General features: G+C 64.3%; 18 protein-coding genes, 4 tRNA genes and 1 rRNA gene. All 23 read right to left on the reverse strand.

Annotation, left to right across the window (positions count from 1 at the left end):
* Positions 1-13 precede the first annotated feature (13 nt).
* Positions 14-310, reverse strand: coding sequence for a 50S ribosomal protein L23 (gene rplW, locus FHR94_RS14855; RefSeq protein WP_183326680.1), 297 nt, complete (start codon positions 308-310; stop codon positions 14-16).
* Positions 307-915 (reverse strand): 50S ribosomal protein L4, encoded by a 609-nt coding sequence (gene rplD / locus FHR94_RS14860; RefSeq protein WP_183326681.1) that lies wholly within the window; start codon positions 913-915, stop codon positions 307-309. The genes rplW and rplD overlap by 4 nt, the downstream gene beginning before the upstream one ends.
* A 14-nt stretch (positions 916-929) precedes the next feature.
* On the reverse strand, positions 930-1,568 hold the full coding sequence (rplC, locus tag FHR94_RS14865; protein WP_183326682.1) for a 50S ribosomal protein L3: 639 nt from the start codon (positions 1,566-1,568) through the stop codon (positions 930-932).
* 151 nt (positions 1,569-1,719) lie between these two features.
* Positions 1,720-2,031: a 30S ribosomal protein S10 gene (gene rpsJ, locus FHR94_RS14870; RefSeq protein WP_010626466.1), complete on the reverse strand. Its 312-nt coding sequence runs from the start codon at positions 2,029-2,031 to the stop codon at positions 1,720-1,722.
* A gap of 161 nt (positions 2,032-2,192) precedes the next feature.
* Positions 2,193-3,386, reverse strand: coding sequence for an elongation factor Tu (tuf, locus tag FHR94_RS14875; protein WP_183326684.1), 1,194 nt, complete (start codon positions 3,384-3,386; stop codon positions 2,193-2,195).
* A 29-nt stretch (positions 3,387-3,415) separates the two neighbouring features.
* The gene (gene fusA / locus FHR94_RS14880) at positions 3,416-5,536 is read right to left on the reverse strand and encodes an elongation factor G (RefSeq protein WP_183326686.1); all 2,121 of its coding nucleotides are present in this window, start codon (positions 5,534-5,536) and stop codon (positions 3,416-3,418) included.
* A gap of 59 nt (positions 5,537-5,595) precedes the next feature.
* The gene (gene rpsG / locus FHR94_RS14885; RefSeq protein WP_183326688.1) at positions 5,596-6,066 is read right to left on the reverse strand and encodes a 30S ribosomal protein S7; all 471 of its coding nucleotides are present in this window, start codon (positions 6,064-6,066) and stop codon (positions 5,596-5,598) included.
* Between the two features lie 125 nt (positions 6,067-6,191).
* Complete coding sequence (gene rpsL / locus FHR94_RS14890; protein WP_071943783.1) at positions 6,192-6,566, reverse strand: 30S ribosomal protein S12; 375 nt, start codon at positions 6,564-6,566, stop codon at positions 6,192-6,194.
* A gap of 149 nt (positions 6,567-6,715) precedes the next feature.
* The gene (gene rpoC, locus FHR94_RS14895) at positions 6,716-10,933 is read right to left on the reverse strand and encodes a DNA-directed RNA polymerase subunit beta' (protein ID WP_183326691.1); all 4,218 of its coding nucleotides are present in this window, start codon (positions 10,931-10,933) and stop codon (positions 6,716-6,718) included.
* 86 nt (positions 10,934-11,019) lie between these two features.
* Complete coding sequence (rpoB, locus tag FHR94_RS14900; protein ID WP_183326693.1) at positions 11,020-15,099, reverse strand: DNA-directed RNA polymerase subunit beta; 4,080 nt, start codon at positions 15,097-15,099, stop codon at positions 11,020-11,022.
* Between the two features lie 231 nt (positions 15,100-15,330).
* Complete coding sequence (rplL, locus tag FHR94_RS14905; RefSeq protein WP_183326694.1) at positions 15,331-15,702, reverse strand: 50S ribosomal protein L7/L12; 372 nt, start codon at positions 15,700-15,702, stop codon at positions 15,331-15,333.
* A gap of 90 nt (positions 15,703-15,792) precedes the next feature.
* Entirely contained in the window at positions 15,793-16,296 is a 504-nt protein-coding gene (rplJ, locus tag FHR94_RS14910; RefSeq protein ID WP_183326696.1) for a 50S ribosomal protein L10, read from the reverse strand.
* Positions 16,297-16,559: 263 nt separating this feature from the next.
* A complete protein-coding gene (gene rplA, locus FHR94_RS14915; protein WP_183326698.1) occupies positions 16,560-17,252 on the reverse strand; it encodes a 50S ribosomal protein L1 in 693 nt (230 codons plus the stop codon).
* Between the two features lie 2 nt (positions 17,253-17,254).
* Positions 17,255-17,686, reverse strand: a complete 432-nt coding sequence (rplK, locus tag FHR94_RS14920; protein ID WP_183326700.1) for a 50S ribosomal protein L11 — start codon at positions 17,684-17,686, stop codon at positions 17,255-17,257.
* A 239-nt stretch (positions 17,687-17,925) separates the two neighbouring features.
* The gene (nusG, locus tag FHR94_RS14925) at positions 17,926-18,459 is read right to left on the reverse strand and encodes a transcription termination/antitermination protein NusG (protein WP_183326703.1); all 534 of its coding nucleotides are present in this window, start codon (positions 18,457-18,459) and stop codon (positions 17,926-17,928) included.
* A gap of 8 nt (positions 18,460-18,467) precedes the next feature.
* Entirely contained in the window at positions 18,468-18,836 is a 369-nt protein-coding gene (gene secE / locus FHR94_RS14930; protein ID WP_183326705.1) for a preprotein translocase subunit SecE, read from the reverse strand.
* Positions 18,837-18,908: 72 nt separating this feature from the next.
* A tRNA-Trp gene (locus FHR94_RS14935) sits at positions 18,909-18,984 on the reverse strand.
* 164 nt (positions 18,985-19,148) lie between these two features.
* Positions 19,149-19,223, reverse strand: a tRNA-Thr gene (locus tag FHR94_RS14940).
* Between the two features lie 34 nt (positions 19,224-19,257).
* A tRNA-Gly gene (locus tag FHR94_RS14945) sits at positions 19,258-19,331 on the reverse strand.
* Positions 19,332-19,380: 49 nt separating this feature from the next.
* Positions 19,381-19,464 (reverse strand) — tRNA-Tyr (locus tag FHR94_RS14950).
* A 122-nt stretch (positions 19,465-19,586) separates the two neighbouring features.
* Positions 19,587-20,426: a type III pantothenate kinase gene (locus FHR94_RS14955; RefSeq protein WP_183326706.1), complete on the reverse strand. Its 840-nt coding sequence runs from the start codon at positions 20,424-20,426 to the stop codon at positions 19,587-19,589.
* On the reverse strand, positions 20,423-21,406 hold the full coding sequence (locus tag FHR94_RS14960) for a biotin--[acetyl-CoA-carboxylase] ligase (RefSeq protein WP_183326709.1): 984 nt from the start codon (positions 21,404-21,406) through the stop codon (positions 20,423-20,425). Before FHR94_RS14960 ends, FHR94_RS14955 begins: the two co-directional genes overlap by 4 nt.
* 121 nt (positions 21,407-21,527) lie before the next feature.
* Positions 21,528-21,621: ribosomal RNA gene (rrf, locus tag FHR94_RS14965) — 5S ribosomal RNA — on the reverse strand; the annotation flags it as partial.

Here is a 21,621-nt window from a genome sequence, read left to right on the forward strand (position 1 = left end):
CGTACTCCTGCCCTTATTCGGCGCCAGAGAAGTCTTCAAGCGTCTCGCCGGCGGCCAGTGTCACGTACGCCTTGCGATAACCCTTGCGCTGACCCAGACCCTGCGCGGTGCGCTTGGTCTTGCCCTTCATGTTCAGCACCTGAACACGGTCGACCCTCTTGCCGAACAGCTCCTGGACGGCAGCCTTGATCTCGGGCTTGGTCGCGTTGCTTGCCACCTTGAACACGTACTGGTTGCGCTCGGCGGCCATGGCGGCCTTCTCGGTCACGTGCGGACCGAGCAGCACCTTGAATACACGCTCCTGGTTCATGCCAGCTTCTCCTCGAATTTGCGCAGGGCGGAGACGGTGGCCAGCACCTTGTCGAAGGCCACCAGGCTCACCGGATCGGCGGCGGCGACGTCCACCACATCCACGTTGGGGATGTTGCGGGCGGCCAGGTACAGGTTCTCGTCAACCTCTTCGGTGACGATCAGCACCTTCTCCAGGCCCAGCTCGCCGAGCTTGGCCACCAGCTGCTTGGTCTTCGGTGCCTCGACGGAGAAGGCATCGACGGCCACCAGGCGCTCCTGACGGACCAGCTCGGAGAGGATCGAGCGCATGGCCGCACGGTACATCTTGCGGTTGACCTTCTGGGAGTGGTCCTGTGGACGGGCCGCGAAGGTCACGCCGCCGCTGCGCCAGATCGGCGAGCGGATGGTCCCGGCACGGGCACGCCCGGTGCCCTTCTGGCGCCATGGCTTCTTGCCGCCACCGCGCACGTCGGAGCGGTTCTTCTGGGCACGCGTCCCCTGACGACCACCGGCCAGGTAGGCGGTGACGACCTGATGCACGAGCGCTTCGTTGAATTCTTTGCCAAAGGTGGCGTCGGACACTTCGACCGTACCGGCGCCTGCACCTGCAAGATTCAGATTCATCGGTAAGTTCCTCTTCAGCCTGCTTTGACGGCGCTGCGCACGATGACATCACTGCCGGTGGCACCGGGGACGGCACCCTTGATCAGCAGCAGGTTGCGTTCGGCGTCGACACGGACAACTTCCAGGCTCTGCACGGTGCAACGCACATTGCCCATCTGGCCGGCCATCTTCTTGCCCTTGAACACGCGGCCCGGCGTCTGGCACATGCCGATAGAACCCGGCGCACGGTGAGAGAGGGAGTTACCGTGGCTATTGTCCTGGGTGCGGAAGTTCCAGCGCTTGACGGCGCCCTGGAAGCCCTTGCCCTTGGAGGTGCCGGTCACGTCGATCATCTGACCAGCTTCGAAGAGGGATACGGTGAGTTCGCCGCCCACTTCCGGAGCCTCATCGCCTTCGGCGAGGCGGAACTCCATCAGCGAACGACCGGCCTCGACACCTGCCTTGGCGAACTGCCCGGCCTGGGCTTTCGACAGGTGCTTGGCCTTGCGGGAGCCGGTTGTCACCTGAACCGCGGCGTAACCATCCGATTCGATGGTCTTCACGCATGTCACGCGGTTGGGTTCAACCTCGATCACGGTCACGGGCACGGATGCGCCATCCTCGGTGAAGACACGGGTCATCCCGGCCTTCCTACCGACCAAACCGATAGTCATTCTCTGTCTCCTTTAGTGTACGGGGCTATCACCCGCTATGGCTGCCCTTTCCAGAGCATTCCACTAGCACGTTGTATGGCGCCTCACGGCGCGGCGGCTGCTGGACGCCCCATCATGGGCGAACGCTGGGCCGCGAGTGTCTAGTGTGGGATCAGTCGAGCTTGATCTGCACGTCCACGCCGGCGGCGAGGTCGAGCTTCATCAGGGCATCGACGGTCTTCTCGGTGGGCTCGACGATATCGAGCACCCGCTTGTGGGTACGAATCTCGTACTGGTCACGGGCGTCCTTGTTGACGTGCGGCGAGATCAACACGGTATAACGCTCGCGATTGGTCGGCAGAGGAATCGGACCCCGGACCTGGGCGCCGGTACGCTTGGCGGTATCAACGATCTCCGCGGCGGACTGGTCGATCAGGCGATGGTCGAAGGCCTTCAACCGAATGCGAATCTTCTGGTTCTGCATTTGCCCTAAACTCCAATGGATCTTGACGGCGCGAGCCGTCAACCCACGCATTCAAAGGATGCGCATTATAGGCGCGCCGACAGCGAGTGTCAAACGCTGCCGTCGGTGCGCAGAAAGGGGGCCCCACGCGGAGCCCCCTTGGATCGTTCGAGCCGTAATGCTTACTCGATGATCTTGGCCACGACGCCGGCGCCGACGGTGCGGCCGCCTTCACGGATGGCGAAGCGCAGGCCGTCGTCCATGGCGATCGGGGCGATCAGGGTGACCACCATCTTGACGTTGTCGCCCGGCATGACCATCTCGACGCCTTCGGGCAGCTCACAGGTACCGGTGATGTCGGTGGTACGGAAGTAGAACTGCGGACGATAGCCCTTGAAGAACGGGGTATGACGACCACCCTCGTCCTTGGACAGCACGTACACCTCGGCCTCGAACTTGGTGTGCGGGGTGATGGTGCCCGGCTTGGCCAAGACCTGGCCACGCTCGACGTCGTCACGCTTGGTGCCGCGCAGCAGGGCGCCGACGTTCTCACCGGCACGCCCTTCGTCGAGCAGCTTGCGGAACATCTCGACGCCGGTCACGACGGTCTTGACGGTGTCCTTGATACCGACGATCTCGACTTCCTCGCCGGCCTTCACCACGCCGCGCTCGACACGGCCGGTGACCACGGTGCCGCGGCCGGAAATGGAGAACACGTCCTCGATCGGCATCAGGAACGGCTGATCGATGGCACGCTCCGGCTCCGGGATGTATTCGTCCAGGGCCTTGATCAGGTTGGCAACGGCGGTGGTGCCCATGCCGTTGTCGTCCTTGCCTTCCAGGGCCATCAGGGCGGAACCGGTGATGATCGGGGTATCGTCACCCGGGAAGTCGTACTCGTCGAGGAGTTCACGGACTTCCATCTCGACCAGCTCGAGCAGCTCCTCGTCGTCGACCATGTCGGCCTTGTTCAGGAACACGACGATGTACGGCACGCCGACCTGACGAGACAGCAGGATGTGCTCGCGGGTCTGCGGCATGGGGCCGTCGGCGGCGGACACGACCAGGATGGCACCGTCCATTTGGGCGGCACCGGTGATCATGTTCTTGACGTAGTCGGCGTGCCCGGGGCAGTCGACGTGGGCGTAGTGACGGCCCTCGGACTGGTACTCCACGTGGGAGGTGGCGATGGTGATGCCACGCTCACGCTCTTCCGGGGCGTTGTCGATGGCATCGAACTCGCTCCAGTCACCGCCGAACACCTCGGCGGAAACGCGAGTCAGCGCCGCAGTCAGGGTGGTCTTGCCGTGATCGACGTGACCGATGGTGCCGACGTTGACGTGCGGCTTGGAACGCTCAAATTTTGCCTTAGCCACTGCTATAACCTCTTTACGTTAGCTAACGGTTAACCGTTCTGGTTGATGACGGCTTCAACGACGCTGGACGGCGCCTCTTCGTAGTCCGCAAACTCCATCACGTAGCTTGCGCGGCCCTGGGTCTGAGAACGCAGATCGGTCGCATAACCGAACATCTCAGCCAGCGGTACCGTGGCGCGGATGACCTTGCCCATTGAAGAATCATCCATGCCCTGGACGAGGCCACGACGGCGGTTCAGGTCGCCCATGACATCGCCCATGAACTCCTCGGGGGTCACGACCTCGACCTTCATCACCGGCTCCAGGAGCACGGCCTTCGCCTTCTTGGCACCTTCCTTGATCGCCATGGAAGAGGCAACCTTGAACGCGGTCTCGTTCGAGTCCACGTCATGGTAGGAACCGTCGAACAGCGTGACCTTGACGTCAATCATCGGGTAGCCCGCGATGACACCGTTCTGCAGCTGCTCGTAGGCCCCTTTCTCGACGGCCGGCACGTATTCCTTGGGAACCACGCCGCCAACGATTTCCGAGGTGAACTTGAAGTGCAGGTCCTCGTCCTCGCCCTTGTCCTCTGCGGTGAGAGGCTCGATGCGCAGATGCACGTGGCCGTATTGACCGCGGCCGCCGGACTGGCGCACGAACTTGCCTTCCTGCTCGATACTCTTGCGGATGGTCTCGCGATAGGCCACCTGCGGCTTGCCGATGTTGGCCTCGACCTTGAACTCGCGACGCATGCGGTCGACGATGATGTCCAGGTGCAGCTCGCCCATGCCGGAGATGATAGTCTGACCGGTCTCCTCGTCGGTGCGGACCTGGAAGGAGGGGTCTTCCTGGGCCAGCTTGCCCAGTGCCACGCCCATCTTCTCCTGGTCGGCCTTGGACTTCGGCTCGACGGCGACGGAGATCACCGGGTCCGGGAACTCCATGCGCTCCAGCACGATCTTCTCGTTCAGGTCGCACAGGGTGTCACCGGTGGTGACGTCCTTGAGGCCGATACAGGCGGCGATGTCGCCGGCCAGCACTTCCTTGATCTCCTCGCGGGAGTTGGAGTGCATCTGGACGATACGGCCGACCCGCTCCTTCTTCTGCTTGACGGAGTTGTAGATGCTGTCACCGGACTTCAGCACGCCGGAGTAGACGCGAATGAAGGTCAGGGTGCCGACGAAGGGGTCGGTGGCGATCTTGAAGGCCAGGGCGGCGAAGGGGGCGCTGTCGTCCGCCTCGCGGGTGGCGATGGTACCATCCTTGTCGTCCAGTTCACCCTCGATGGCCTTGACCTCGGTGGGTGATGGCATGTACTCGATCACACCATCCAGCACCGCCTGCACGCCCTTGTTCTTGAACGCGGAGCCACAGGTCACCAGGACAATCTCGTTGTCCAAGGTACGGCGACGCAGGCCGGCCTTGATCTCCTCGGGGGAGAGCTCGCCTTCCTCGAGGTACTTGTCCATCAGTTCCTCGGAGGCCTCGGCGGCCGCCTCGACCATCTGCTCGCGGTACTCTTCGGCCTTGGCCTGGAGCTCCGCGGGGATGTCCACCAGGTCGTAGTTCATGCCGAAGTTGTCTTCATCCCAGAGGATGGCCTTCATCTGGATGAGGTCGATAACGCCCTTGAACTCGTCCTCGGCCCCCCAGTTGATCTGGATCGGCACGACGTTGGCACCCAGACGGGTCTTCAGCTGGTCGACCACCATGAAGAAGTCGGCACCGGCGCGGTCCATCTTGTTGACGAACACCATGCGCGGAACTTCGTACTTGTTGGCCTGACGCCAGACGGTCTCGGTCTGCGGCTGAACGCCGGAGCTGCCACACAGCACGACCACGGCACCGTCGAGCACCCGCAGGGAACGCTCCACCTCGATGGTGAAATCGACGTGTCCGGGGGTATCGATGATGTTGATGCGGTGCTCATCGAACTGCTTGTTCATGCCCTGCCAGAAGCAGGTGGTCGCCGCGGAGGTGATGGTGATACCACGCTCCTGCTCCTGCTCCATCCAGTCCATGGTGGCCGCACCCTCATGGACCTCACCGACCTTGTGAGACAGGCCGGTGTAGAACAGGATACGCTCGGTCGTGGTGGTCTTGCCGGCATCGACGTGTGCCACGATACCGATGTTACGGTAACGCTTTAGCGGTGTCTTGCGAGCCACGTTGGAACTCTCCGTTGGTTGGCGATGCGTCGGAAGCGACGCGCTTAGAAGCGGTGCACTTAGAAACGATAGTGCGAGAAGGCCTTGTTGGCCTCGGCCATGCGATGCACGTCCTCACGCTTCTTGACGGCAGAGCCCTTACCCTCGGCGGCGTCAAGCATCTCGCCCGCCAGGCGCTGCACCATGGTTTTCTCGCCACGGCGGCGCGCGGCATCCGCCAGCCAGCGCATGGCCAGCGCTTGACGACGGGAGGGGCGAACCTCGACCGGCACCTGATAGGTCGCACCGCCGACACGGCGTGACTTGACCTCGACCATGGGCTGAATGGCTTCCAGCGCCTTGTCGAAGATCTCCAGCGGCTCTTCCTTGCTACGCTCGGCAACCCTGTCCAGCGCACCATAGACGATACGCTCAGCTACGGACTTCTTGCCGCTGATCATCAGGTGGTTCATGAACTTCGCCAGGCGCTCGCTTCCGAACTTGGGATCCGGCAGGATCTCGCGCTTGGCCGCAACTCTTCTTCTAGGCATGATAAGCCCTCTGTAAAGGATCCTTCAGGTAAACCCGGGACTCCCGCCCTCGCGATGACACCAGGCAGCGCCCGACCTTACTCTTATCAGACCGTGACAAAACGGGATTGGGGAACGCCCTGGCCTCAGACCTTGGGACGCTTGGTGCCGTACTTGGAACGGCCCTGCTTACGGTTCTGCACGCCGGAGGTGTCCAGGGCGCCACGCACGGTGTGATAGCGCACACCGGGCAGGTCCTTGACGCGGCCGCCGCGGATCAGGACCACGGAGTGCTCCTGGAGGTTGTGGCCTTCACCGCCGATGTAGGAAGAGACCTCGTAGCCGTTGGTCAGGCGCACGCGGCAGACCTTACGCAGGGCCGAGTTCGGCTTCTTCGGGGTAGTGGTGTAGACGCGGGTGCAGACGCCGCGCTTCTGCGGGCAGGCCTGCAGCGCCGGCACGTCGCTCTTGGCGGCCTGGCGCTTGCGCGGCTTGCGCACGAGCTGATTGATCGTTGCCATGGTGTTTAGCTGACTCCAATGGGTTGCCTTGCCTCGACAGTGGGTGCGGGCGCACCGCCCCACTGTTAAAGGCTGCGCATTCTAATGGCTGACAGGGCTGGCCGTCAAGCAGGGCGCCGCCTCGCAGCGGCGCCCTGCCGGGTCGCCGGTCAGATCTCGTCGTCGTCCGAGTCCAGTGCGGTGAGCTGGGCGCCCAGCTCCTGCTCGACGTCCTGCGCCGACGGATGAAGCAGTCGCTCGGTATCCTCGCGCTTGCGGCGACGCTCCGCATGGTGGGTCAGGCCGGTACCGGCCGGGATCAGGCGGCCCACCACCACGTTCTCCTTCAGGCCGCGCAGGTAGTCGCGCTTGCCCGTCACCGCCGCCTCGGTCAGCACCCGCGTGGTCTCCTGGAAGGAGGCCGCGGAAATGAACGACTCGGTGGCCAGGCTGGCCTTGGTGATCCCCAGCAACAGGCGCTGGCACTTCGCCGGGAACCGCTGCTCCCGCGCCAGTCGGGCATTCTCCTCCAGCACGCGGACCAACTCGACCTGATCCCCCGGGATGAAGTCGGAATCCCCGGCGTCGGTGATCTCCACCTTGCGCAGCATCTGACGCACGATGACCTCGATGTGCTTGTCGTTGATGCCCACGCCCTGCAGGCGATAGACGTCCTGCACCTCGGTGGTGATGTACTTGGCCAGCTCCGCGGTGCCCAGCAGGCGCAGGATGTCGTGCGGATTACTCGGGCCGTCGGAGATGACCTCGCCCTTCTCGACGGTTTCGCCTTCGAACACCGCGATCTGGCGCCATTTCGGGATCAGCATCTCGAAGGGGTCGCCGTCGCCCGGAGTGATCGTCAGGCGGCGCTTGCCCTTGGTCTCCTTGCCGAAGCTGATCGTGCCGCTGATCTCGGCGAGGATCGCCGGCTCCTTGGGCTTGCGGGCCTCGAACAGGTCGGCGACCCGCGGCAGACCCCCGGTGATGTCCTTGTTGCCGGTGGCTTCCACCGGGATACGGGCCACCACTTCACCGACGCCGATGTGCGAGCCGTTGTCCACGGTGACGATCGCCTTGCCCGGCAGCAGGTACTGCACCGGGGTGTCCGAGCCACTGACGGTGACCGGGCTGCCGGTCTCGTCGGCGAGCAGGATCATCGGGCGCTTGTCGCGGCCGGCCATGGGCCGGGCCGCCGACTCGATCACCTCGATGGAGGACAGCCCGGTCATCTCGTCCACGCTACGATGGATGGTCAGGCCCTCGTCCATGTCGGCGTACTGCACCTGGCCCTCGGCCTCGGCGATGATCGGGTGGGTATGCGGATCCCATTTGGCCACCGCCTGACCACCATCGACCGGGTCGCCATCGCGCACGGAGAGCTCGGCGCCGTAGGGCAGCTTGTAGTACTCGCGCTCGCGGCCATGGTCGTCGGCGACGGCCAGGGCACTGGAGCGGGAGACCACCACCAGCTTGCCGTCGCCGCGCTCGACGTACTTGATGTTGTGCAGGCGCACCCGGCCGCCGTGCTTGACCTGGACGCTGTCCACCGCGGAGGCCCGGGAGGCGGCCCCGCCGATGTGGAAGGTGCGCATGGTTAGCTGGGTCCCCGGCTCACCGATGGACTGCGCCGCGATGACGCCCACGGACTCACCGATGTTGACCTGGTGACCGCGCGCCAGGTCGCGACCGTAGCAGGCCGAGCAGACGCCGTGGCTGGTCTCGCAGGTAATGGTCGAGCGCACCACGATCTCGTCGACGCCCATGGTGTCGAGCTCGGCACACCAGGCCTCGTCGAGCAGGGTGTCGCGCGGGATCAGCACTTCTTCGGTGGCCGGGTCGATGACATCCTGGGCCACCACGCGGCCCAGTACCCGCTGCGCCAGGGAGACGATGATGTCGCCGCCCTCGATGACCGGGTGCAGCGTCAGGCCGGTCTCGGTGCCACAGTCGGCCTCGGTGATGACCATGTCCTGGGCCACGTCGACCAGGCGACGGGTCAGGTAACCGGAGTTGGCAGTCTTGAGTGCCGTGTCCGCCAGGCCCTTGCGCGCGCCGTGGGTCGAGATGAAGTACTGCAGGACGTTCAGGCCTTCCCGGAAGTTGGCGACGATCGGGGTCTCGATAATCGAACCGTCCGGCTTGGCCATCAGGCCCCGCATGCCTGCCAGCTGGCGGATCTGGGCGGCACTCCCCCGGGCCCCGGAGTCGGCCATGATGAAGACGCTGTTGAAGGAGTCCTGCTCGACCGTGTTGCCCTCGCGGTCGACCACGCTCTCCTTGGAGATGCCGGCCATCATCGCCTTGGCGACCTGGTCGTTGGCCCGGGCCCAGATGTCGATGACCTTGTTGTACTTCTCGCCCGCGGTCACGAGGCCCGAGGAGAACTGGTCCTCGATCTCCTTGACCTCTTCCTCGGCGGCATCGACGATCTCGGCCTTGGCGTCGGGGATGACGAAGTCGTTGACCCCGATCGAGGCACCGGACCAGGTGGCCATCCGAAAGCCGGTATACATCAGCTGATCGGCGAAGATCACCGTGGGCTTGAGGCCGGCGCGACGATACACCTCGTTGATCAGCCGGGAGATGGCTTTCTTCTTCATCGGCTGGTCGATCAGCGAGAAGGGCACCCCCTCCGGCAGGATACGGAACAGCAGCGCACGCCCCACGGTGGTGTCGTAGAGACGACGATGCGTGCTCTTCTCACCGGTCTCCTCGTCGATGTCCACCTCGTCGAGACGCGCCTTGACCCGGGCGTGCAGCGCCACGTTCTGGGTGCCGAAGGCCCGCTCCACCTCGTTGAGGTCGCTGAACACCATGCCCTCGCCCTTGGCGTTGATCTTCTCGCGGGTCATGTAGTACAGGCCCAGCACCACGTCCTGGGACGGCACGATGATCGGCTCGCCGTTGGCCGGTGACAGCACATTGTTGGTAGCCATCATCAGCGCGCGGGCCTCGAGTTGCGCCTCGAGGGTCAGCGGCACGTGCACCGCCATCTGGTCGCCGTCGAAGTCGGCGTTGTAGGCGGCACACACCAGCGGGTGCAACTGGATCGCCTTGCCCTCGATCAGCAGCGGCTCGAAGGCCTGGATCCCCAGGCGGTGCAGGGTCGGGGCACGGTTGAGCAGCACCGGGTGCTCGCGGATGACATCGGCGAGGATGTCCCAGACCTCGGGCAGCTCGCGCTCGACCATCTTCTTGGCGGCCTTGATCGTGGAGGCATAGCCCAACGACTGGAGCTTGGAGTAGATGAACGGCTTGAACAGCTCCAATGCCATCTTCTTGGGCAGGCCGCACTGGTGAAGGCGCAGGGTCGGACCCACGGTGATCACCGAGCGGCCGGAATAGTCGACGCGCTTGCCCAGCAGGTTCTGGCGGAAACGGCCCTGCTTGCCCTTGATCATGTCGGCCAGCGACTTCAGCGGACGCTTGTTGGAGCCGGTGATGGCCCGGCCACGGCGACCATTGTCGAGCAGGGCATCGACCGCCTCCTGCAGCATCCGCTTCTCGTTGCGCACGATGATGTCCGGCGCGTTGAGGTCGAGCAGCCGCTTCAGGCGGTTGTTGCGGTTGATGACGCGACGATACAGATCGTTGAGGTCCGAGGTCGCGAAGCGGCCACCGTCCAGCGGCACCAGCGGACGCAGGTCCGGCGGCAGTACCGGCAGCACCTCCATGACCATCCACGCCGGGTCGTTGCCGGAGCCCTGGAAGGCTTCCAGCAGTTTCAGTCGCTTGGACAGCTTCTTGATCTTGGTCTCGGAGTTGGTCTGCGGGATCTCCTCGCGCAGCCGCTCGACCTCTTCCTCGAGATCGATGTCCTTGAGCAGTGCCTGGACGGCCTCGGCCCCCATGCGGGCATCGAAGTCGTCACCAAACTCCTCGAGGGCTTCGAAGTACTGCTCGTCGTTGAGCAGCTGGCCGCGCTCCAGGGTGGTCATGCCCGGATCGATGACCATGAAGCTCTCGAAATAGAGCACGCGCTCGATGTCACGCAGGGTCATGTCCAGGAACATGCCGATGCGCGACGGCAACGACTTCAAGAACCAGATGTGGGCGACGGGGCTCGCCAGCTCGATGTGGCCCATGCGCTCGCGGCGCACGGCGGCCTTGGTGACCTCCACGCCACACTTCTCGCAGATGATGCCGCGATGCTTCATGCGTTTGTATTTGCCGCACAAGCACTCGTAGTCCTTCACCGGACCGAAGATCTTGGCGCAGAACAGACCGTCGCGCTCCGGCTTGAAGGTACGGTAGTTGATGGTCTCGGGCTTCTTGACCTCGCCGTAGGACCAGGAGCGGATCATGTCCGGCGATGCCAGCGTGATCTTGATCGCGTCGAACTCGTCGGACTGAGACTGCGATTTGAGGACTTTCACCAAATCTTTCATGGGTCGGCTCCGTTGCGGAGTTGTCATGGGCGGGGGCGTTACCGCCCCCGCGGACCGTCATTCTGTGAAGCGCAGGCGGTGCAGCCTCAGCTCTCCAGCTCGATGTCGATGCCCAGCGAACGGATCTCCTTCACCAACACGTTGAAGGACTCCGGCATGCCCGCCTGCATGGTGTGGTCGCCGTCCACGATGCTCTTGTACATCTTGGTGCGCCCTTCCACATCGTCGGACTTGACGGTGAGCATCTCCTGGAGGGTATAGGCCGCGCCGTAGGCTTCCAGGGCCCAGACCTCCATCTCGCCGAAGCGCTGGCCACCGAACTGCGCCTTGCCGCCCAGCGGCTGCTGGGTGACCAGGGAGTAGGAGCCGGTGGAGCGCGCGTGCATCTTGTCATCCACCAGGTGGTTGAGCTTGAGCATGTACATGTAGCCCACGGTCACCGGGCGGTCGAAGGCATCGCCGGTACGGCCGTCGTAGAGGGTCATCTGCCCGGAATCCGGGAGGTCGGCCAGGCGCAGCAGGTGCTTGATCTCGTGCTCCTGAGCACCGTCGAACACCGGCGTGGACATCGGCACGCCGCCCTGGAGGTTCTTCGCTAGGGCGATCACCTCGTCGTCGGCCAGGGTGTCGATGTCCTCGACCCGGGTTCCCGGCGTCGAGTTGTAGACCTGCCCCAGGAAGTCGCGGATCTCGGCCACCTGCTGCTCGCGGGCGTCGCGCAGCAGCCCCTCGATCTTGACCCCAAGGCCGCGGGCCGCCATGCCCAGGTGGGTCTCGAGGATCTGGCCCACGTTCATCCGCGAGGGCACGCCCAAGGGGTTCAACACCACGTCGATCGGCTCGCCGTTGTCGTCGAACGGCATGTCCTCGACCGGCATGATCGCCGAGATGACCCCCTTGTTACCGTGGCGGCCGGCCATCTTGTCGCCTGGCTGCAGGCGGCGCTTGATCGCCAGGTAGACCTTGACGATCTTCAGCACGCCCGGCGCCAGATCGTCGCCTTGGGTGAGCTTGCGCTTCTTGTCCTCGAAGCGCTCGTCCATTTCCTTGCGACGGTTCTCGAGCTGCTCGTCGGCCTGGGCCAGCAGCTCGTTGAGCGCCTCGTCCTGCATCCGCAGCTTGAACCACTGCTGACGCGGCAGTTCCTCGAGATAGGCGTCGCTGAGTACGTCGTCCTTCTTGAGCTTGGGCCCGCCGTTGACGGCCTGACCGGACAGGGTACGCTTGAGGCGGCCAAAGGTGGCGTCCTCGGCGATGCGGTAGGTCTCCTGCAGATCCTTGCGCACCTCGTCGAGCTGCATTTGCTCGATGGCCAGTGCTCGGGAGTCCTTCTCCACGCCGTCACGGGTGAACACCTGGACATCGATGACGGTGCCCTTCATGCCGGTGGGGGCCCGTAGCGAGGTGTCCTTCACATCACTGGCCTTCTCGCCGAAGATCGCGCGCAGCAGTTTCTCTTCCGGGGTCAGCTGAGTTTCACCCTTGGGCGTGACCTTGCCGACCAGGATGTCGCCCGGCCCCACCTCGGCGCCGATATAGACCACGCCGGCCTCGTCCAGCTTGCCCAGTGCCGACTCGCCCACATTGGGGATGTCGGAGGTGATCTCCTCGGCCCCCAGCTTGGTGTCGCGGGACACACAGGTCAGCTCCTGGATGTGGATGGTGGTGAAGCGGTCCTCCTGGACGGCCCGCTCGGAGAGCAGGATCGAGTCCTCGAAGTTGTAGCCGTTCCAGGGCATGAAGGCGATGCGCATGTTCTGGCCCAGCGCCAGGTCGCCCATGTCCACGGATGGCCCGTCGGCCAGGATGTCGCCCCGGGCCACCTCGTCCCCCGGGCGCACAATCGGGCGCTGGTTCTGACAGGTGTTCTGGTTGGAGCGCAGGTACTTGGTCAGGTTGTAGATGTCGACCCCGGCTTCGCCACCGATGATCTCGTCCTCGTTGACCCGGACCACGATGCGCTTGGCATCGACCGAATCGATCACCCCGCCGCGACGTGCCACGGCGCAGACGCCGGAGTCACGGGCCACGAAGCGCTCCATGCCGGTACCGACGAGCGGCTTGTCGGCGCGCAGGGTCGGCACCGCCTGGCGCTGCATGTTGGCCCCCATCAGGGCGCGGTTGGCGTCATCGTGCTCGAGGAACGGAATCAGGGCCGCGGCCACGGAGACCACCTGACGCGGCGAGACGTCCATCAGTGTCACCTGTTCGGGACGCATGAAGGTGGTCTCGCCACGGTGGCGCACCTGGACCAGGTCGTCGGACAGCCGGCCGCTTTCGCTCACGGTAGCCGAGGCCTGGGCGATGACGAAGTCACCCTCCTCGATGGCCGAGAGGTGGACTACGTCATCGGTGACCTGGCTGCCCACGACCTTGCGGTACGGCGTCTCTAGGAAGCCGTAACTGTTGGTGTGGCTGTAGGTGGCGAGCGAGTTGATCAGGCCGATGTTCGGCCCTTCCGGGGTCTCGATCGGGCACAGGCGGCCGTAGTGGGTGGCGTGGACGTCACGCACCTCGAAGCCGGCCCGCTCGCGGGTCAGGCCGCCCGGGCCAAGCGCGGAGACGCGGCGCTTGTGGGTGACCTCGGAGAGCGGGTTGTTCTGGTCCATGAACTGGGACAGCTGGCTGGAGCCGAAGAACTCCTTGACCGCGGCGGCCACCGGCTTGGCATTGATCAGGTCCTGGGGCATCAGGCCCTCGCTCTCCGCCATGGAGAGGCGCTCCTTGACCGCCCGCTCGACGCGCACCAGGCCCACGCGGAACTGGTTCTCGGCCATCTCGCCCACGCAGCGGATGCGGCGGTTGCCCAGGTGGTCGATGTCGTCGACATCGCCGAAGCCGTTACGGATGTTGATGAGCTCGCGCAGCACGTCGAGGATATCATCGCGGTCGAGCACGCCGGAACCGGTGTCGGCGTCGCGACGTAGGCGGCGGTTGAACTTCATGCGACCGACGCCGGACAGGTCGTAGCGGTCTTCGGTGAAGAACAGGTTGTTGAACAGCGTCTCGGCGGCCTCCTTGGTGGGCGGCTCGCCGGGGCGCATCATGCGGTAGATCTCGACCAGGGCCTCGAGCTGGGACCCGGTGGTGTCCAGCTTGAGGGTGTCGGAGATAAAGGGACCACAGTCGAGATCGTTGGTGTAGAGGGTCTCGAGCCGGGTGATGCCGGCCTGGCCGAGGCTCTCGAGCAGCTCCGGGGTGATCGCGGTGTTGCAGGGGCAGATCAGCTCGCCGGTGGCTGGGTTGATCTGGTCCTTGGCCAGCACCTTGCCGAACAGGTAGTCCATCGGCACCTCGAGACGCTCGAGGCCGGACTTCTCCAGTTGGCGGATATGCTTCTGGGTGACGCGACGGCCTTCCTCGACGATGACGTTGCCCTCGCCGTCCTTGATGTCGAAGGTTGCGGTCTCGCCGCGCAGGCGCGACGGCACCAGCTCCACGGAGAAGCCGGACTTCTCGATGTGGAAGGTGCTGGTCTCGAAGAACTCGTCGAGGATCTCCTCGGCGCTCATGCCCAGGGCGCGCATCAGTACCGTGGCCGGCAGCTTGCGGCGGCGGTCGATGCGTACGAAGACGTTGTCCTTGGGATCGAACTCGAAGTCGAGCCAAGAGCCGCGGTAGGGGATCACGCGGGCCGAGTAGAGCAGCTTGCCGGAGGAGTGGCTCTTGCCCTTGTCGTGATCGAAGAACACGCCCGGTGAGCGGTGCAGCTGGGAGACGATGACGCGTTCGGTCCCATTGACCACGAAGGTGCCGTTCTCGGTCATCAGGGGGATCTCCCCCATGTAGACTTCCTGCTCCTTGATGTCCTTGATCGCCTTGTTCGACGAGTCCTTATCGTAGATGATCAGGCGAACCTTGACGCGCAGGGGGGCCGAGTAGGTGACGCCGCGCAGCTGGCACTCCTTGACGTCGAACGCCGGAGTGCCGAACCGGTAGCTGACATACTCCAGGGCGGCGTTGCCGGAGAAGCTCTCGATCGGGAAGACGGAACGGAAGGCGGCATGCAGGCCGACCTCCAGGCGCTCCTCGGGTGAGCGGTCCTGCTGGAGAAAGTCGTAGTAGGAATCCAGCTGGATGGCCAGCAGGTAGGGCACATCCATCACTTGGGGCAGTTTGCCGAAATCCTTGCGGATGCGTTTTTTCTCAGTGTATGAGTAAGCCATCTGTATTCCCCAGCTTGTTCACCATGGGTGACCGATGCATGTCGGCGCCACCCGACGGGTGCGGCCCCGTCAGGCGCTGACGGCAAGCCTCCAGGGGAGGCTCGCCGTCGGAATTCGGCTAGCGGTGGCCCGTGGGGCCAGCGGCTAGTGACAACAGAAAAAGGCCGGCAGCGGGTGTCCCGCCACCAGCCGTGGAAGCTTACGCAGCGCGTGAAGCCATGGGCCCAAGGGTTACTTGAGCTCCACGCTCGCGCCGGCGTCTTCCAGCTTCTTCTTGGCCTCTTCGGCGTCTTCCTTGGACATGGCTTCCTTGATGGTCGCCGGTGCGCCGTCGACGGCACCCTTGGCTTCCTTCAGGCCCAGGCCGGTGATCTCGCGGACCGCCTTGATGACGTTGACCTTCTTGTCGCCGGCGCCGGTCAGCACCAGGTCGAATTCGGTCTGCTCTTCCTCGACAGCGGCTTCAGCGCCACCCGGGCCGGCCACGACGGCCGCCGCGGCAGAAACGCCGAACTTCTCTTCCATCGCCTCGATGAGCTCGGCGACTTCCATCACGGACATGTCGGCGACGGCGTTGATAATGTCTTCTTTGGTCAGTGCCATGGTCTAGATTCCTAACTTTGCGGGAGTCTCGGCGTGCCGATGACTCGAGGATTCAATATTCGATTCTCGCTGCGGGCTCGAGTTCGCCGATCAGGCGGCCTCTTCCTGCTTCTGGTCACGCAGCGCGGCGAGGGTACGGACCAGTTTGCCGGCAGACGCCTCCTTCATGACGGACATCAGCTTGGCGATGGCCTCGTCATAGGTCGGCAGGGTCGCCAGACGGTCGAGATCGCTCGCCGGGATCAGCTCGCCTTCGTAGGCCAGCGCCTTGACCTCGAAGTCCTTCTCATTCTTGGCGAATTCCTTGAACAGGCGGGCGGCGGCACCCGGATGCTCATAGGAGAAGGCCAACATGGTCGGACCCGAGAAGGTCTCGTCCAGAATCTCCCAGGGGGTTCCGGACAGGGCGCGGCGTGCCAGGGTGTTGCGGACAACACGGATCTGCACGCCATTCTCGCGGGCCTGCTTGCGCAGGTCGGTCATCTTGCTGACCGCGACACCACGAGAATCGGCAACAACGACGGAGAGAGCGTCCTTGGCGGCTTCACTGACCTCGGCAACGATCGCCTTCTTGCCTTCGAGTGCTAGTGCCACTGTGATCACTCCTTCGTGCCGGACCCTCGCTCGAGGGTTCCGGTGGTTACCATCTCCCCCCGGCACGAGGCTAGGGGGCCTGGATGATGGTGCTCACCAGCGTACTGGCGGCACACCATCTGCGCAGGCAGCCCGAGGGGGCGATTAAGCCGCCGGCTCACGGCGAGCGGCGGCACCTGCGGTCTTTGACGGTGCCCCGCCGGCAGGCCTGAGCCCGGCACGGGGACCGCAAAGTCTCTTGCCTGTTATCGATACGGCCCAACTCAGACCAGCGCGGACGCATCGACGGTCAACCCTGGCCCCATGGTGGTGGACAGAGTGAACTTCTTGAAATACACACCTTTGGACGTGCTCGGCTTGAGCTTCTTCAGATCGGCGACCAGCGCCTCCAGGTTGCCTTGGATGGCGGCAGCATCGAAATCGACCTTGCCCAGGGTGGTGTGGATGATGCCGTTCTTGTCGGTCCGGAAGCGCACCTGACCGGCCTTGGCATTCTTGACCGCGGTGGCCACGTCCGCGGTCACGGTACCGACCTTGGGATTCGGCATCAGGCCGCGCGGACCGAGGATCTGGCCCAGCTGGCCGACCACCCGCATGGCGTCCGGCGAGGCGACCACCACGTCGAAGTCGAGCTGGCCCTTCTTGACCTGCTCGGCCAGGTCATCCATGCCGACGATGTCGGCACCGGCTTCCTTGGCGGCATCGGCGTTGGCCCCCTGAGTGAAGACGGCGACACGCACGTCCTTGCCGGTCCCGTTGGGCATGACGGTGGCACCCCGCACGACCTGGTCGGACTTGCGCGGGTCGACGCCCAGGTTGATCGCGACGTCCACGGACTCCTTGAACTTGACGGTGGACAGCTCGGAGAGCAGGGCCACGGCCTCGTCGAGGGAATATGCCTTGTTCGGGTCGATCTTCTCGCGAATCTGCTGCGCACGCTTGCTGAGCTTGGCCATGATCAGAGCCCCTCCACATTCAGGCCCATGCTGCGGGCACTACCGGCAATGGTACGCACCGCGGCGTCGAGATCGGCAGCCGTCAGGTCCGGCTCCTTGGTCTTGGCGATCTCCTCGAGCTGCTCACGGGTCACGGTACCGACCTTCTTCTTGTTCGGCTCGCCGGAGCCGGACTTGATGCCGGCCGCCTTCTTCAGCAGCACGGCCGCGGGCGGCGTCTTGGTGACGAAGGTGAAGCTGCGGTCGGAGTAGACGGTGATGACGACAGGCGTCGGCAGACCCGGCTCGATGCTCTGGGTCTCGGCATTGAACGCCTTGCAGAACTCCATGATGTTGACACCGTGCTGACCCAGCGCGGGGCCCACGGGGGGACTCGGGTTGGCTTTACCAGCTGCGACCTGCAACTTGATGTAAGCCTGGACTTTCTTGGCCATGTTGGACTCCAGTTGGGTAGTAGCGCCTCGGAAAACACTGCTCAAATGTCTGCGCGGGCGAATCGCTGCGTTGCGCGCTGCTCGACATCCTCACCTAGTACCGCATAGGCTCCGGTGTCTGCGCTGCGTGCGCCTTGCGCTTCATCCCGCTCGCCAATTTGTACAGCGTCTCCCTTGCGGCTCCCCGGGTTACGCGGCCGCCTCGGCGACCGCCACGAAACGCGCCCGGACGAGAGGGCTTATTCCTTCTCGACCTGGGCAAACTCCAACTCGACCGGCGTGGGACGACCGAAGATCAGCACGCTGACCTGCAGGCGACTCTTGTCGTAGTTGACTTCCTCGACCACGCCGTTGAAGTCGGCGAAGGGGCCATCGATGACACGCACGGACTGGCCCGGCTCGAAGAGCGTCTTCGGCTTGGGCTTTTCGGAGCCGTCCCTGACCCGACTCAGGATGGCGTCGGCCTCCCGCTGCGTGATCGGCGCCGGCTTCTCCTTGGTGCCGCCGATGAACCCCATGACGCGCGGGGTCTCGTTGACCAGGTGCCAGGTATCGTCGTCCATTTCCATCTCGACCAGCACATAGCCGGGATAGAACTTGCGCTCGCTCTTGCGGCGCTTGCCGTCACGCATCTCGACGACTTCCTCGGTGGGCACCAGGATCTCGCCGAAACGATCCTCCATGCCATACATCTTCACACGCTCCCTGAGGGAGCGCATGACATGCTTCTCGAAGCCGGAGTAGGCGTGTACGACGTACCAACGCTTGGACATGAGATCTCCTAACCAATGACGCCGGACATCGCCCAGCCAAGAAGGGTATCGATGATCCACAGCATCAGCCCCACCACCAGCACGGCCACCAGCACGATGGCCGTGGTCTGCACGGTCTCGGGACGCGTCGGCCAGACAACACGCTGGATCTCCTTCTTCGCGCTGCGGGCCAACTCAAGCAGATCACGCCCCTTGGTGGTGGTCAGGGCCACCACCCCAGCAGCGACGCTGAGCACGACGACACCGAGCACACGATAGAGAAGCGCCTGATCGGCGAAATAAGCATTGCCGACTACGGCAAGAACCAGCAGAGTGACGACAGCCGCCCACTTGAGCCCGTCATGGCGCGACTCCTGCACCTCGGCGCTATGCTTCATGAAAACGAGACTCCTCAGGGTGCGGCAATCGAAACATGAAAGTCTATGGGAACTCGCCAGCCTGGGGAAGACTGGCAGGCCAGGAGGGAATCGAACCCCCAACCTGCGGTTTTGGAGACCGCTGCTCTGCCAATTGAGCTACTGGCCTGTAACTGCTTCCGGACCACCCTTTGCAAGCGGCCTATGCGACAGCGGGCGCCATCATAGCGAAAGCTGCTCCGGCTGACAAGCCCTTTCCCCGCACCTCTTCTCGGCTCGACACTGCCCGGGGGAGGAAAGAGAGAAGGCGAGCCGCGGCTCGCCTTCTCGAACTGGAGCTCATGGACGGATTTGAACCGTCGACCTCACCCTTACCAAGGGTGTGCTCTACCCCTGAGCTACATGAGCGTAACACTGATCGGCGCCAGGGCGCCGGCAAACCTGGAGCGGGCAGCGGGAATCGAACCCGCATCATCAGCTTGGAAGGCTGAGGTTCTACCATTGAACTATGCCCGCCTGCCCACTCTTGCTGCCTCGGCCTAACCAAGCAGGCCCGGCGAAAATCTGGTGGAGGGGGAAGGATTCGAACCTTCGAAGCTTTCGCGGCAGATTTACAGTCTGCTCCCTTTGGCCACTCGGGAACCCCTCCAACTGGCGATGCATTCTACCGCCTTGGTTTCCGGTGTCAAGTGATTGTTTTCCCGATCATCTTGACGAGTCAAGACAAGAGCGCCGTGACGACCCTGCCTTTCCGGAACGCGGCGCATTGTGTCAAAGCAGCATCGAGAATGCAAGCCCGGCGCGGATCTTTTCCAGCGAGACCGGCGCCGGCACCCCGGGCGCCCCCGACATCCGGCCGGCCCGCTCGGCCGCCGTCAGCGGAAAGCACGCCTCGAGCCCGGCGTAGACCATGTCCGGCCACACCGCATGGGGGATCTGGAGACCTCGCGCGACCACCCGGGCATCGCCCCCGGTGAGCAGTACCGGCAAGGCCACGCCTTCGCGATCGCACACCTCACTGTAGATGCGATTTACCGCACTCACCGCGGCCATGAAGATGCCGTGATTGACGGCTTCCACGGTGCGACGCCCCGGCACCAGCAGTTCCTCGGCCTCACTGTCGGGGTCGATGGCCACATTGCGCGTTCCGAGCTTCAGGCTCTCCTTCATGAGACGCAGACCCGGCAGGATGTAGCCGCCCAAGTGACGACCGCCGGGCATCACGAAGTCCACGGTAATGGCGCTACCGCAATCCACCACACAGCAGCCCCCCGCCAGTTGATAACCGGCCAGCACGCCCATCCAGCGATCCACGCCAAGCTTTCCTGGCTCCTGGTAGCCATTGACGACGCCCAGTGCCTCGGGCATCGAACGGGCGACATGTACTCGGCCGACGCGATGCTCGAGTAGCGACACCGTCTGCTCCAGCACCGCCCGACGGGCCACGCTGGAGATGCGCACGGCCTCCACCACGTCCAGATCCGGAATGTCGGCCCCCGGGCGCCACTCCTCGCGCGTCCAGACGGCCCCTCGTGAACGGATCTCGCTGCTGTCGGCATCCTTCAGTCGCCATTTCGACAGGGTATTGCCAATATCGAGATCCAGGATCATGAGCGCCCTCGCACGCTGATTTCACCGCCCGCGAGCTTGACACGCCCCGTCTCCTGACGTACCCAGAGGTTGCCTGCGGCATCGACGGACTCGGCAATGGCTGGCTCGCGATCGCCACCACGCAGGACATCCACCTCTTGGCCCGCGTAGGCATGGCGCTCGTTCCAGGCCAACTGCCAGGCTCCGAAGCCCTGCTGCTCGAAGGTCGCCATCAGCGGCAGCAGCTGCTCCAGCAGCTCCACGGCCAGCCGGTTTCGGGAAAGCGCCGGCGCCTGGTCATGCACCGCGGCCACGGGCTGGTCGATGCCGTCACGAAAAGCGGACGGCAGATCGACATTGATGCCCATGCCGACCACCACCTCACAGGGACCAGCGGCGTCCCCGCTGATTTCCACCAGGATCCCGGCCAGCTTGCCCAGGCCGTCCTCACGCGTCTCCAGCAGGACATCGTTGGGCCATTTTAGCCACGGCCTGACACCATGTCCTTCAAGCACCCGGGCGAGCACCACGCCGATCGCCAGGCTCAGCCCCTCCAGGGCCGCCACGCCCGACTCCACTCGCCAGCCCACCGAGACCATCAGGGTCCGCCCCCAGGGCGTCACCCAGGTACGGCCGCGGCGCCCTTTGCCGGCACTCTGCTGCTCCACCAGGCAGACCTCACCGTGCCCCGCCCCCTGGGAGAAGCGTTCGCGCAGGAAGGCGTTGCTGGACGGGAGCGTCTCTTCCACGAACAGGCGGGTGAGATACCGCCGGGCTTCCCGTGACAGACCGGCCACGACGGCCGCGCCATCCAGCAGCTCCATGGGCTCCGCCAGCCGATAGCCCTGCCCTTTCACCGCCTGCATGGGAATGCCCAGGGCTTCCAGCTTGCGCAGCTGCTTCCAGACGGCTGCTCGGGACACCCCCAACCGCTCACCGAGCTGCTCGCCGGAATGGAACTCGCCGTCGCTCAACAGGCGGATCAGGTCACCGATAGTCATGCGCATGCCCCTGGCGGGAAAAGGCCACATTCTAACGGAACCGGCTAGTCCCGGAAATCCACCGATCGGCCATGAAAAAACCCCGACCATTGGGGATGATCGGGGTTTTCTCGGGATAGATGCCTGACGATGACCTACTCTCGCATGGGGAAGCCCCACACTACCATCGGCGCTGAGCGGTTTCACTGCTGAGTGCGGCATGGGATCAGGTGGTT

This window comes from Halomonas cerina (assembly GCF_014192215.1).
Taxonomy (GTDB): domain Bacteria; phylum Pseudomonadota; class Gammaproteobacteria; order Pseudomonadales; family Halomonadaceae; genus Halomonas; species Halomonas cerina.

Coding starts and splice junctions, on each gene's coding strand:
- rplW (WP_183326680.1), bottom strand. CDS start 310: ATGAACCAGGAGCGTGTATTCAAGGTGCTGCTCGGTCCGCACGTGACC.
- rplD (WP_183326681.1), bottom strand. CDS start 915: ATGAATCTGAATCTTGCAGGTGCAGGCGCCGGTACGGTCGAAGTGTCC.
- rplC (WP_183326682.1), bottom strand. CDS start 1,568: ATGACTATCGGTTTGGTCGGTAGGAAGGCCGGGATGACCCGTGTCTTC.
- rpsJ (WP_010626466.1), bottom strand. CDS start 2,031: ATGCAGAACCAGAAGATTCGCATTCGGTTGAAGGCCTTCGACCATCGC.
- rpsG (WP_183326688.1), bottom strand. CDS start 6,066: ATGCCTAGAAGAAGAGTTGCGGCCAAGCGCGAGATCCTGCCGGATCCC.
- rpsL (WP_071943783.1), bottom strand. CDS start 6,566: ATGGCAACGATCAATCAGCTCGTGCGCAAGCCGCGCAAGCGCCAGGCC.
- rpoC (WP_183326691.1), bottom strand. CDS start 10,933: ATGAAAGATTTGGTGAAAGTCCTCAAATCGCAGTCTCAGTCCGACGAG.
- rpoB (WP_183326693.1), bottom strand. CDS start 15,099: ATGGCTTACTCATACACTGAGAAAAAACGCATCCGCAAGGATTTCGGC.
- rplL (WP_183326694.1), bottom strand. CDS start 15,702: ATGGCACTGACCAAAGAAGACATTATCAACGCCGTCGCCGACATGTCC.
- rplA (WP_183326698.1), bottom strand. CDS start 17,252: ATGGCCAAGCTCAGCAAGCGTGCGCAGCAGATTCGCGAGAAGATCGAC.
- rplK (WP_183326700.1), bottom strand. CDS start 17,686: ATGGCCAAGAAAGTCCAGGCTTACATCAAGTTGCAGGTCGCAGCTGGT.
- nusG (WP_183326703.1), bottom strand. CDS start 18,459: ATGTCCAAGCGTTGGTACGTCGTACACGCCTACTCCGGCTTCGAGAAG.
- secE (WP_183326705.1), bottom strand. CDS start 18,836: ATGAAGCATAGCGCCGAGGTGCAGGAGTCGCGCCATGACGGGCTCAAG.
- FHR94_RS14955 (WP_183326706.1), bottom strand. CDS start 20,426: ATGATCCTGGATCTCGATATTGGCAATACCCTGTCGAAATGGCGACTG.
- FHR94_RS14960 (WP_183326709.1), bottom strand. CDS start 21,406: ATGACTATCGGTGACCTGATCCGCCTGTTGAGCGACGGCGAGTTCCAT.